Source organism: Idiomarina sp. OXR-189, assembly GCF_034373425.1.
Classification (GTDB): domain Bacteria; phylum Pseudomonadota; class Gammaproteobacteria; order Enterobacterales; family Alteromonadaceae; genus Idiomarina; species Idiomarina zobellii.
This window is the reverse complement of the sequence record NZ_CP139706.1, coordinates 338,491-351,007: the sequence shown is the minus strand read 5'-3', so window position 1 is coordinate 351,007 and position 12,517 is coordinate 338,491. Positions and strand designations below refer to the sequence as shown.

Annotated in this window: 12 protein-coding genes and 1 pseudogene; 1 reads left to right on the top strand and 12 read right to left on the bottom strand. The window is 45.2% G+C overall.

Features of this window, described 5'->3' with window-relative positions; translation table 11 throughout:
- Window positions 1-100: 100 nt before the first annotated feature.
- Window positions 101-1,519, top strand: a complete 1,419-nt coding sequence (sthA, locus tag UM402_RS01695; protein WP_058576683.1) for a Si-specific NAD(P)(+) transhydrogenase — start codon at window positions 101-103, stop codon at window positions 1,517-1,519.
- Here sthA and envZ read toward each other — a convergent pair.
- From envZ to UM402_RS01635, 12 genes and pseudogenes are all read right to left on the bottom strand, one after another.
- A complete protein-coding gene (gene envZ, locus UM402_RS01690; protein ID WP_058576662.1) occupies window positions 1,500-2,825 on the bottom strand; it encodes a two-component system sensor histidine kinase EnvZ in 1,326 nt (441 codons plus the stop codon). The genes sthA and envZ overlap by 20 nt on opposite strands.
- Window positions 2,825-3,550: a two-component system response regulator OmpR gene (ompR, locus tag UM402_RS01685; RefSeq protein ID WP_322295430.1), complete on the bottom strand. Its 726-nt coding sequence runs from the start codon at window positions 3,548-3,550 to the stop codon at window positions 2,825-2,827. The genes envZ and ompR overlap by 1 nt, the downstream gene beginning before the upstream one ends.
- A gap of 103 nt (window positions 3,551-3,653) precedes the next feature.
- Window positions 3,654-4,076, bottom strand: a complete 423-nt coding sequence (locus tag UM402_RS01680) for a potassium channel family protein (protein ID WP_058576661.1) — start codon at window positions 4,074-4,076, stop codon at window positions 3,654-3,656.
- Window positions 4,076-6,634, bottom strand: coding sequence for an EAL domain-containing protein (locus UM402_RS01675; protein ID WP_058576660.1), 2,559 nt, complete (start codon window positions 6,632-6,634; stop codon window positions 4,076-4,078). Before UM402_RS01675 ends, UM402_RS01680 begins: the two co-directional genes overlap by 1 nt.
- 110 nt (window positions 6,635-6,744) lie before the next feature.
- Window positions 6,745-7,515 carry an SDR family NAD(P)-dependent oxidoreductase gene (locus tag UM402_RS01670; RefSeq protein WP_058576659.1) on the bottom strand — a complete coding sequence of 257 codons (771 nt, stop codon included), beginning with the start codon at window positions 7,513-7,515 and terminating at the stop codon, window positions 6,745-6,747.
- Window positions 7,516-7,647: 132 nt separating this feature from the next.
- Complete coding sequence (locus UM402_RS01665; RefSeq protein WP_053953145.1) at window positions 7,648-8,778, bottom strand: Fic family protein; 1,131 nt, start codon at window positions 8,776-8,778, stop codon at window positions 7,648-7,650.
- 158 nt (window positions 8,779-8,936) lie between these two features.
- A complete protein-coding gene (locus tag UM402_RS01660) occupies window positions 8,937-9,251 on the bottom strand; it encodes a HigA family addiction module antitoxin (protein WP_058576658.1) in 315 nt (104 codons plus the stop codon).
- Between the two features lie 471 nt (window positions 9,252-9,722).
- Window positions 9,723-9,918: pseudogene (locus tag UM402_RS01655) on the bottom strand (DUF1275 family protein); the annotation flags it as partial.
- 59 nt (window positions 9,919-9,977) lie between these two features.
- Window positions 9,978-10,403 carry a helix-turn-helix domain-containing protein gene (locus UM402_RS01650; protein WP_063744289.1) on the bottom strand — a complete coding sequence of 142 codons (426 nt, stop codon included), beginning with the start codon at window positions 10,401-10,403 and terminating at the stop codon, window positions 9,978-9,980.
- Window positions 10,404-10,503: 100 nt separating this feature from the next.
- Window positions 10,504-10,806, bottom strand: coding sequence for a helix-turn-helix domain-containing protein (locus UM402_RS01645; RefSeq protein ID WP_058576656.1), 303 nt, complete (start codon window positions 10,804-10,806; stop codon window positions 10,504-10,506).
- Window positions 10,803-11,171, bottom strand: a complete 369-nt coding sequence (locus UM402_RS01640; RefSeq protein ID WP_322295429.1) for a type II toxin-antitoxin system RelE/ParE family toxin — start codon at window positions 11,169-11,171, stop codon at window positions 10,803-10,805. Before UM402_RS01640 ends, UM402_RS01645 begins: the two co-directional genes overlap by 4 nt.
- 114 nt (window positions 11,172-11,285) lie before the next feature.
- The gene (locus UM402_RS01635) at window positions 11,286-12,470 is read right to left on the bottom strand and encodes a GGDEF domain-containing protein (protein WP_058576654.1); all 1,185 of its coding nucleotides are present in this window, start codon (window positions 12,468-12,470) and stop codon (window positions 11,286-11,288) included.
- Between the last annotated feature and the right edge of the window lie 47 nt (window positions 12,471-12,517).

Genomic DNA, 12,517 nt, shown 5'->3' with positions numbered 1-12,517 from the left:
TTACTATAACGACTCTGCGTACAGAAAACAGTCTGAATTTACGGTTTTTAGAATGAGTGCTAGTATTCAAGCCATTGTAGCGAATATAGAAGTGAGCATTATGACAGGCCAAAAACCCGAGACGGAAACTGAATTTGATGTTGTTGTAATAGGTACGGGGCCCGGCGGTGAAGGCGCCGCAATGCAACTTGCCAAAAGTGGTTATAACGTCGCCATTGTCGAGCGTCATAAAGCGCTGGGCGGCGGCTGTACTCACTGGGGAACCATTCCTTCTAAAGCATTGCGTCACTCGGTTAGCCGACTCATTGAATACAACAATAACCCACTGTTCTCAGGCCCGGGCTGGCAAAGCGGCATGACCTTTAGTCATATTCTGCACTACGCAGAGTCTGTTATTCGCAAGCAAGTGAAATTGCGCAGCTCTTTTTATGACCGTAACGGGGTTACTGTTGTACACGGTACGGCGTCATTTTTAGACAAAAACCGTATTCGTGTGACAAAACTCGACGGCTCCGTTGACGATCTGATTACGCAGCACGTGGTTATTGCGTCAGGCTCGCGCCCGTATCACCCGGCAGATATCGACTTTGATCACCCTCGTATTTATGACTCTGACAAAGTCTTGTCACTGTCGCACGAACCAAAAACCATTTTAATTTATGGTGCCGGTGTTGTCGGTAGTGAGTACGCCAGTATTTTCCGCGGCATGGGCGTTAAAGTCGACCTGATAAACCAACGCGACCGACTACTTTCGTTCTTAGATGCGGAGATATCCGACGCGCTAAGTTATCACTTGCGTAACAGCGGCGTCGTTATTCGCCATAACGAAGAGTATGAAAGCATTACCGGCTACGACGACAAGGTCGTACTGAAAACCAAATCAGGTAAAACCATGGCCGCAGACTGCTTACTATTCGCCAACGGCCGCTCGGGTAATATTGAGGATCTGGACTGTGATGTTGTTGGACTGGAGCCAAACTATCGCGGCCAACTGGAGGTCGATGAAAACTACCAAACCTCGGTCGACAACATTTATGCCGTGGGCGACATTATTGGCTACCCAAGCTTAGCCAGCGCGGCTTATGATCAAGGACGTATTTGCGCATCCGCAATTATTAATGGCGAAAGCGACAAAGCCCTAGTCAGTGATATACCCACGGGCATTTACACCATTCCTGAAATTAGCTCAGTCGGTAAAACCGAAGAAGAATTAACAGAAATGAAAGTGCCTTATGAAGTCGGTCGGGCTCAATTCAAACACCTGGCTCGTGCGCAAATCTCCGGAGCTGACGTCGGTTGCCTGAAGCTACTCTTTCATCGTGAGACTCGTGAGTTATTGGGGCTGCACTGCTTTGGTGAACGAGCATCGGAAATTGTTCACATTGGTCAGGCTATTATGGAGCAGAAAAACGGTGGTAACACTATCGACTACTTTGTGAATACTACGTTTAACTACCCAACCATGGCCGAAGCTTATCGGGTCGCAGCCCTGAATGGTATTAACCGGCTTGCGTTGTAGGTTTTGAGACAGCCTGAAGAGGTAACTCAATACGCACACACAAACCGCCTTCCGGGCGGTTTTTTAATGTTATACAACCATCGTGACGGTCAACGATACGCTTAATAATTGCCAAGCCCAGCCCGGAGCCTACGCCACCACGAGCTTTATCGCCCTGCATAAACGGCTGAAATAACTTCGCTTGTTGCTCTTCGGGAATGCCAGGGCCATCATCACTGACGCTAAACCATACGCTTTTTTGTTTTTTATTGTATCCGGAGCTGACTAATACGTTTTGTTTACCGTAACGCTCTGCGTTTTCCAGCAAGTTCACAATGACGCGCTTCATAGACAAAGGCCGCAGCCAAACTAACGGTAAGTTACCCAACGCCAGTTCAAAGTTCTTTTCCCAACTGTCAGGTACATTGGCAACGGTTTGCTCTATCAGCTCATTCAATGACTCTCGGCTGCTTTTCTCTTGTTGGTCAAGGCGAACATAATCAATGAATTGATCAATAATGTCGTTCATATCATCGATGTCTTCAACAATGCCCTGCGCCAGCGTATCGTCTTCCGGCATCATTTCTGCCGCCAGTCGAATGCGTGTCAGCGGCGTGCGTAAATCGTGGGAAACCCCGGCCATCAGAAGGTTGCGATCGTTTTCCAGCTCACGAATGCCTTTTGACATATGATTAAACGCCCGGGTCACAGCCATCACCTCGCTAGCACCTTTCTCTTGCAGCTGTTCAGGAAACTCGCCTCTACCAACTTTACGTGCCGACTCTTCCAGAGCTTTTAACGGCCGGTTTAACCAGTTCGCAAACAGCATGCCCCCTAAAACACTCGACACGCCAATAAGCAGCAAATACATAATCAACGGCGAAAATTGCCCTTTTTGCATACTTTCTAAAGGCACCCGTATCCAAAAGTCCGGAGCTTTTGGCGGCTTCACCCAGATAAAAAACTCATTGCCCTGAGATACGCGCACAATAGCTTCGCCGCCTAACATCAAGCTCATATCGTCTGACAAATAACCGTAATAGGTTGAGTTAATCAGACCATTTTCTCTGGCTTGCGAATCATTGAATATCTCAATACCTGTTTCTTCGCGGTAACGCTCGATAAGCTCGCGCTCGGTTTCAGGCGAGTGCTGGCGAGGAATAAACATAGTTCGAATATGCTTGGCAACAAGTTCGTTAATTTGCTCAATGGAAGGCTTAACCACATAGTTGCTGACCATGACGTAAGAAACGACCTGGTTTATCAGCAAAATTAGTGCAAGCAGCGCAACCGTTCTGGCAAACGCTGACTTTGGAAACAGCTTCATTAGCTTTTCAGTTTACCGTCGGGAACAAAGACATAGCCCAGTCCCCACACCGTTTGAATATAGCGTGGCTTAGTCGGGTCTTCTTCTAACATGCGGCGTAGGCGTGATACCTGCACATCGATAGAACGCTCAAGGGCGCTGTAGTCACGGCCGCGCGCCAAGTGCATGAGTTTGTCACGAGACAACGGCTGGCGGGCATGAGTCACTAAGGCTTTAAGTACCGCGAATTCACCACTGGTCAACGGCATGGGTGTATCGCCATGAAACATTTCGCGAGTGCCCAGGTTAAGCCGAAACTCACCAAACTCGACTTCTTGATCTTCCTGCGACGGAGCGCCAGGGGCCTCTGAGCCACGACGGCGCAATACTGCTCGAATACGTGCTAATAATTCACGCGGGTTAAAGGGCTTAGCAAGGTAGTCATCCGCTCCCAATTCCAAACCAATAATGCGATCAACTTCGTCGCCTTTGGCTGTCAGCATAATGACGGGAATATTATTACCTTCGTTACGCAAACGCTTACAAATAGAAAGGCCATCTTCTCCGGGCAGCATGAGGTCAAGCACCATCAAATGGAAGTTTTCACGCGTCAGTAAACGGTCCATCTGGTCAGAGTCCTGCGCAACGCGAACGATAAAGTTTTGCTCCGTTAAATAGCGCTCAAGCAAGCTACGAAGCCGTGCGTCGTCATCAACTACCAGAACTTTTAATGTTTCCTGCATCATAATTTTAGTATCTCAAGCTGCCATGCCTACCCATAAAGATACACCGCTTTACATACCGAGAGAAGCCAGCTTCTGTTAACAAATGTTTCAGTTATCTTTTCGGCTATCGATGCCAGTAGCGCTGCATTTCAACGTACAGGAAAGATGCCGTCCAGGTAATAAGAACAAGGCCCGTTAAACTTTCAATGCCAGTTAAAAAGCGTAACGCTCCGTTTGGCTCTATGTCACCGAAGCCGACAGTAGTAAAAACCGTAAAGGAAAAATACAGCGAGTCCAAAAAGCTGCCGTCAAAATTGCCTGTTAAATCGCCAAAGCCATCTCGATGGTGCATCAGGTAATAAGCGACCGCAAAAATAGCGACCTCAACGGTATGGGCAATAAGTGCGAGAAAGACACCAAACATGATGCGGATTTGCGTGAAAAGTCGTATATGAGTGATTAGCCAACCAATACGATTTAACGCCTCATAATGAAACAGTACCGCTAACCCCACAATGATTGAGTTGCAAAGAAAAGACACCAACATTATGTCGTTTCCTTTGCATTCGTTAATGCATCCAAGGGCTCGGGGAGAGAAAAATAAAACCCCTGGAATTGCGAACAGCCAAGCTTTTCAAGTGTTACTAACTGCTCTTCGGTTTCAATACCTTCGGCAATGACTTCCATTTCAAGACTTCGGCCCAAGGCTAAAATCGTTTGTACTATTGCAGTATCGTTTCTGTCTTGTGTGAGATCCTGCACAAACGACTGATCGATTTTAAGGCGGTTCAACGGTAGCTCTTTTAAATAGCCGAGTGACGCATAGCCGGTTCCGAAGTCGTCCAGCGCGAAGGTGATGCCTGATTCTTTCAGCTCGTGCATGGTTTTAGCCGTTTGCTCAATATCATCAATGAGTAAACTCTCTGTAATTTCCAACTCAATGGCAGACCCTGATACCCCGGCAACTTTCATTTGTTGGTTCATGTCATCAACGAACTTACTGTGCTTAAACTGACTAGCACTCACGTTAATAGCTACTCGCACTGGTTTCTCTGGGTTCAAAGTTTGCAACGTTGGTGTATCCGCTAGTACCTTTTTTACTACGAGCTTATGCACACTGCGCATTAACCCCTCACTTTCCGCCAGCGGAATAAACTCACCCGGCGATATCCAGCCTAATTCGTCATCATGCCAGCGCACTAACGCTTCGTAACCCATGCACGTTATTTGATTCGAGCCGCTCATACGTTCGTACTGAGGTTGATAATAGACTTGCAGCGCTTCCTCAGTTATCGCTTTTCTTAATGCAGACAACAATGCCTGCTGGTGCGCAAAACGTCTCTGCAAACCAGCATTAAAGAACTGCAAGTGCGGCCCGCTTGCTTCTTTTGCCTGAGTTAATGCCAAGTCAACGGCTTGTAATATCTCTTTCTCGGAAGCGGCATCTGACAACAACACAACGCCCATGCTGACAGACACTTGCTCTTCTTCCCCATCCAGTACATAAGGTGCAGTCAACTTATTCAACAAGGTCGTGAGGCGTTCTCTCAGCTCTTCCACCATGACATAATTGCCATTACGGGGTTGCTGTAAAAACACCATAAACTCATCAGAATTCAAACGCCCCGCGTCATCTTGCTGCCGTAACTCTTGTTCCAAACGTTGTCCAAATTGAATCAACAGTTCGTCGCCAATTCCGTGACCTCGCCTATCATTCAACTGCTTAAAGTGATCGATATCGAGCAGAATTAACGCGCCGTCACTTTGCTCTTTCGCATAACGCTTTAACCCCTGGCGTAGCCTATCTAGCATAAAGCGTCTATTGCCAAGCCCTGTAAGCGGGTCAAAATACGCCAAAGAATCCAGCTCTTCTTTCATTTGCTTGTATTCGGAGACATCGGTGGAAATACCGCAAATACCCACCAACTCATCTTTAGCGTTGTATAAAGGCACTTTCACCGACCAATAATGGTGTGGCGTTTTATCACCCGGTAGATAATTCACCTCGGCCTGCGCGGAACGTTCGCGGGTAGAGAGTACTTTTTTGTCCAATTCGACAAGCTCGTCGGCTGTCATTTTATCAAATAAATCGTAATCATCCTTTCCGATAATATCGGCCGCGTCCATGCCAAACAGATCAATCACTCGCTGATTCACGTATTCGTAGCGTAGTTCGGTGTTTTTAATAAAAATATACGCATCGACGCTACTTAAAATAATGTCCAGTCGCTGTTTATTCTCTTTTAACTCAGACGTTTTCTCACGGACCTTTTTGCGCAATTCGTAATTAAATAGCAGACCAATACATAGTGCCAGCACTAACAGCCCAAGTAACCACCAGAAATAAGTCGGAATACGGAGGGGCTGTTGCTTCGAGCTCCAGTTTTTAATGATTTGGTAGTAGTCAGATTGATTATTGGCTTTTAGCTGGCGAATATCACGATCGATAATATCCAGCACCGCGCTCCCTTTACCTTGACGCATAGCAAAGTACAACTTATTAGGTAAAAACATAATGGGCGTCATTTCAATTTTTCGGGTGGCAACTTGCTGATTCCCAAAAAACTGGTTCGTTGCTACCGCATCAGCTTCTTGGTTATTAACGGCTTCAAAACCTTCAGTAAAGGAGTTAACTGGCAGCAGTTCCGTCGATAACTCAAAACTTGCGATAATATCGCGCAGGTATTCTTCCTGAACGGAGCCTTTCAGCACCGCGACCTTTTTTTCGTCTAAGTCGAGAACGCTGGTGATGCCTTCTTTTTCATCGGCATAAATTTGTGACCAACTGAGCAGCGCGTGCTCACTATGAAAGGACATCCATTCGTCGCGTGCAGGTGTTTTGGCAACGTCCGGCATGATATCGATATCGCCGTTTTTCAGTTTATGCAAACACTCATCCCACTCACACTCAACCGGAATAAGCTGCCAGCCATGACGCTCCGCAATAACCGTCAGTAAGTCAGCATGAATACCACTTAAGTCGCCATCTTCATCGAACATGATTTTCGGCGGGTTATGGTATAACCCAACCTTCAAGACAACGTCTTGCGCAGTGGCTGGCATTACAAGCAGCAGTAGTAAGACAAAGGGAATGAAGTTTCGCAAATAAGCGCCTTAGTTTTATAACTTGTATAGCCCTAGAATAAGGCAGAACCAAATATTTACAAGATAGCTTTTAAGTTTCAGCCAGACGCCTATTTCTAACCCGAGCAATGTTACTGCGCGGTATAACCGCCATCTATCACTAACTCCGTTCCGGTCACAAACTTGGACTCGTCAGACGCCAAATACAACACACCGTAAGCAATGTCTTCAGACTCACCGACATGGCCAATCGGGTGTAAGCTATCCAACTGTTTTCTAAACGCATCGACTCCTTCAGCTGACTCTTTACCCAGCTGCTCAACAAGTGGCGTCCAAATAAAGCCCGGGTGTATTGAATTCACTCGGATTTTATCTTTGGCGTAAATGAGTGCGTCGTTTTTACTCATTAACCTGACCGCACCTTTAGAGGCATGGTAAGGCGGTAAGTCAGCAGCGCCTATCATTCCATAAATGGATGAGAGGTTAATAATGCTCCCTGCACCGGCTTTTTTCATGGCCGGAATAGCGTGTTTCGTGCAATAGAAAACACCACTGACGTTTACGTTAATGACTTTGTCCCATTCGTCTTTGGTAATTTCGTGGGTGGGCTTATTAACCCCAGCAATGCCCGCGTTATTGACTAAAACATCGATTGACCCGAATTCCTTCGCGACCTCTACAAACGCCTGACTTACTTCGTCTTCACTGGCAGTATCGACATGCCAGTATTTAGCAGTGCCGCCAAGACCTTTAATTTCATCAACGACTTTTTGCCCTTCGGCGTCCGCAATGTCAGTTACAGCCACTTTGGCGCCTTCTTTTGCTAATTCCAGGCAGGCCGCGCGGCCAATACCCAACGCGCCACCGGTAACAATAGCAACTTTACCTTCTACTCTTTTCATAATGGTCTCCTATTTACTGACCCAGTACTCAGTTTAGTATTAGCCAGAAACAAGGATTTAGTCAGGCATCAAATGAAGAATAAATAAAAACTGAATAGCTGTGCCTAGCCAGGCTTTTTGAAAACAAAGACATTAGTTAATTGCCGGAATAAAGTCTTCTTTTTCCAACACTTGAATTAAGCTTCTCATCAAGAAGTTATTCATAAAGCTCACGCTATAGGTACGCCCATTTTCCTTGAGAGGACGAATAAAACCCGATTCTTTCATCTTAGACACCAAATGCGTTCGTTGTCGAGCACTTAAAGCACCTAATTCCTCTTTCAGTTCACCGGCTTTAAAGTGCTGCTTTTTTATCCCCACACTCAATACTCTGGCCTCTTCGCTGTTGATATAGCCTCTTTCAATAGCGAGCTCGAGAGTCGGCACCAGAATTTTTTTATAGAGAAGCTTGAAGTCCAAAAGCTTATTGACTTTAGTTACCTCGTGCAAAATACCCGTAAGCACGTAATCACACCAGCTCAGTAAAGACTCGTCTGTTCCTGTATCTGCATCTGATAGTCGCTGATAATAAAAGTCTTTATCGTTACAAAAAACGGCTGTTGGATTGAGTATCTTGCCGTCTTTTACGTTAAACCCATATTTAATAAGTAATGCATAGGTCAACAGCCTAACAACTCTGCCATTCCCGTTACCAAAAGGGTGGATCCAAGTAAACCGGTGGTGTGCGAGTGCCGTTTTCAGAAGGTCGTATTTATCTGCGCTTTTTTCATTGATGAATTCAACCAGTTCATCCATATAAGACTGCACCCGAAATGATTCAGGTGGAACGTGGTTTGATTGAGTAATTTCCACGTTCCAAGTTCGGTAAGCTCCGGGCGTTCGATCGCCTTCGCGCCCCAAGTCACCAACGACTAAATGGTGTAACTCTCGAATAAAATGGTGAGTAATGTCAGAGCCTTCATCAATATTCTCTTCAATAAAGTCCATGGCAGCTTCAACATTAGCAATCTCTGAGAATCGTTCATTTGAACGTTCACTACTCTCAATTTTCTTTTCAATATATTCAGAAATTGTCGTTCTGTTGCCTTCGATTCTTGCCGAGCCAACACTTTCCAAAATATGGAAAATTTCTTTAAGTTGAAAAAAAATCCACGGAGCCGTCGTTCCTTGCAAGCGCAGTTTTCGCAAGTGGTTTAACTCAATTAACGTATCTGTTAACTGAGAGTCGAAACTTGGACTAACAAGCCTTAACGAGAATTCCATTTTGCCACCATAGGAAATACACCAATTTAACTTTAGTGATTGATTTATATAAACTTTATAAAGTAAGTAAAACTCAGTTATTTACATTGTAGCTTATGTGGTAATTACAACAAGAGAATTTATAAGAACAAAACAGAAGGAGGCGAATCAGCGGCCTTTCACCCACTTTCGCTAATGTTCGAAGTCGATTTCCAGGGTTTTATATTCTGAAGTTGCTCTTTCAGCTCTTCTTTAGCTACCTCAGTGTCATAAGCAACTTGGGCGCGTAGCCAGTATCCATTAGACAGACCAAAGAAACGGCATAATCTAAGATCAGTATCCGCCGTTATAGAGCGCTTTCCAGCGACAATTTGCCCAATTCTCTGAGCAGGGACATTAATTTCTTTTGCCAGACGATACTGAGAAATTCCCATCGGCTCCAGGAACTCTTCTTTTAGTAGCTCCCCAGGCGTTACAGCATAAATTTTTTGCATGACTACCTCTCAGTGATAATCGACTATTTCAACATCTTCCGCACCAACGTTAGTCCACAGAAAGCAAATTCTGAACTGTCTGTTAATACGAATACTATACTGGCCGTAACGCCCCCCCCCACAAAGGCTCTAATCTATTACCTGGAGGAACTTTTAAGTCATCTAGCTGATTAGCTACTTGAAGTTGCCTTATTTTTCTTAAAGCCACTCGCTCTATGCTAACAAACCGCCTAACACGGTACCCCATGGCCAGCTTTTCAGTTTCTCTACATTTAAATGATATTATCATGCATTATTAACGCGCTGCGTTAATAATGCAACACGTTACCATCAGAAATTAATTTGCATGAGTTTAATGGTGTAGCTTTGGTGGGTCGACAGCTTCGATTAAGTTTACGAAATAATCAGAAACATTATACGTTAGGTCTTACAGCTTCTCGGAGGTACGCTTGTAGTGCAAGCGATACAAAACAGCACTCCCGCTAAATGCAAAATATCCCCGAATGAGTTGGTCAACATGCTGGTACCAAATAGCGTGGCAGTGCCTGAAACATGAGACACCGCCTGGTGCTCAAAACCAAGCAAGCCGATGGGCATTAATGCACCCGGCAACAAATGCCAGTACAAACGCACCATACTCAATCCATTTAGGTAGCTTAGATATCAATTTTTTTGGTCTTCTCCCGGTAGTTTCTGGAGATTTTAATGCCTGCTAAAAGCTCTAAGTTACAGCCACAACTTCTTACCATCAATCCAGCGAATAGAAACGGCATACCAGTAGGCAGAGCCCCAAAACACTAAAAATATGAGCAGGAAAGGATGAAAATACATGCCAACCAAGCCTAAGAACCCAATCACAAAGCAGGCTAACTCCCACCTTAAAACCGCGCTCCGTTTACGAATACCCCATACGCCCATACGAACCCACAGTGGAGCTTCTTTCCAGGCTTCTGCATCTTTATCAATCACGTCAATCTCCTCGGTTAACTTTGTAATATCAGTTTCAAATACCGAAGAGAGTGAGTTGATGGTTTCCATGCTCGCTGCATGACCAGCTTCAACACGCTGAATAGTTCTAAGACTTAAACCAGACAATGTTGCCAAGTGATCCTGAGACCATCTTCTTTTCTTTCGAAGTGTTTTTATTATCATAATTCGACTCCTCGGTGAGCGGCTAACCTACCGAAATTACTACGTTGTCGGTAACGACAGGAAGACGACATTACCCCGCCAGAGCATATGAAAGCTATTCTTAAGCAATAACTTCCAAGCCCTTTTTCTCTGCGATGGTCAACATTTTCAAAGCTGCCCCCCGAGGTTTACTATCCCCTTGTTCCCATTTCTTTACCAATTTATCACTGACATTAAGGTATTGGGCAAATACAGGCTGTGACAATTTATACTTAAGCCTCAAGGCTCTGACTTGATCAGCGGTAAACTCATGAACATTAGTTAAACATAATGCATCAAACTGACGCATTGTCGTTTTATCTATCACTCCAGAGCTTTTCAGCCCTTTTGCTGTTCGATGAACAGACTTTAAAATATCACTCATAGCTCACCTACCTCCATAAGTTCACCATCTTCTACAAGCCTATTTAGCTGAGATGAGTCCAAACTGACCAACGTTTTTGCCAACTCTTTTAACGCCAACTTTTCCTTAGGGCTAATATTCGCTTTTTTATTTTTCGCAAACACGTATAGAAAAAAGTATTTTTTACCAATAGCGGCTGCGATAATTGCTCTAAAACCACCCCGCTTTCCTCTCTTTCCAACAGCAAAACGCTTTTTAAATAAGTTACAGCCCAGATCCACATCAATAAGCCCTTCGCTCATTTCCCTACAAGCTTCAATCAAGTCGGTATCAGACACAGCTTCTTTCTTTAATAAAGAAGCAAACTCCCTCGTCTTATATATCAAAGTATACTCCATAAGGGTACATTTAAAAAGGAGCGTTTACTTTATATCGCTTTGAAGAGAGGTTTATAGTGGTCAGGAGAGTAATTTAATGTCCGACTTTCATCCAACATTAGGTCACGATGACGTCACCACCTGATTCCGCCCGTCGCGCTTACCTTCATAAAGCCTGTTGTCGGCGCGGGTAATGAGTGTGTCGAGGTCGTCTTCTGGGGTGGCAACGGCAACGCCTATAGTCACGCTCAGTTGCAGGTCTTTAAACTCTCCACCTAACGATAATGCTTCGACGCCCTGCTTTAAGCGCTCGGCGACGGCGGTGGCGTCATTAGGGCTGGTGTGTGGTAAGCCAACCACAAACTCTTCTCCACCAAAACGGCCAATAATGTCGGTTGGGCGAAGTGAGTGCTGACAGACTTCAGCTATTTTAGTCAATATCACGTCGCCCTGAGTGTGGCCCCAAGTGTCATTGATTTTCTTAAAATGGTCGACATCTATCATGAACAAACAAAATGGCATCTCTTCCAGACGTGAGCGCTGAAGTAACGCCTGAGCTCGTTTCATAAAATAACTACGGCTATCCACGCCGGTGAGAGTGTCACGCTCCGCGACCATACGCAGTTGTGCTTCTAATGACTTGCGGTGTTTTATTTCCTGCAGCAGTTCACGGTTTTGATCGCGTTCCTCATTGAGCAAGGCATACTGTTGACGCTGCAACCGCTCCAGGCGTCTTAGTGAGGAGTAGCCGACAATATTGGCCATTGCGAGTAATAGCCCAATGCGAACAGCGCCTTCTGCACTCACTCCGGCATATATCATCGCTGCGGCTAAAAAGGTAATACTGACAAACGCACTTGCCAGCGCTGCTACCGTCAATAAATTCGGAATCAGCAAATAGAACGCGACTATCGCAACGGCAATAGAGGTGACCTGAGTTGAGAGACTCTCAGGTCGAAGCGGGACAATAAGAATAATACCTATGGCAAAAATCCAGAGAGGCAGTGCGTGTAACCAGGCTTTGTCAGCATAGCCACCTACTTTGCCAATAATGAAAGCCAACGCTAAGCACGAACTCACCACCGTAATGCGCATAGCCAGCAGTAAATAATACTCTTGGCTTAGCCCGAGGAGGTTATAGTCAGTAATGCCAAACATGGCGAAAATAGCAGACGCCAGAATTAACGCCAGCCGAGCGTCGGACCGAACGTTTGATTCAGTAGAATGCCGATAACTTATTTCTTTTTGGCGGTCACTAAATTGGCCTGTCAGCCAGTGTATGTCATTTTGTTTTTGTTGTTGTGACAAATGCTGTTCCTGTTAAAACGGTGTCGATTATTAGCCAACTGTTTTGA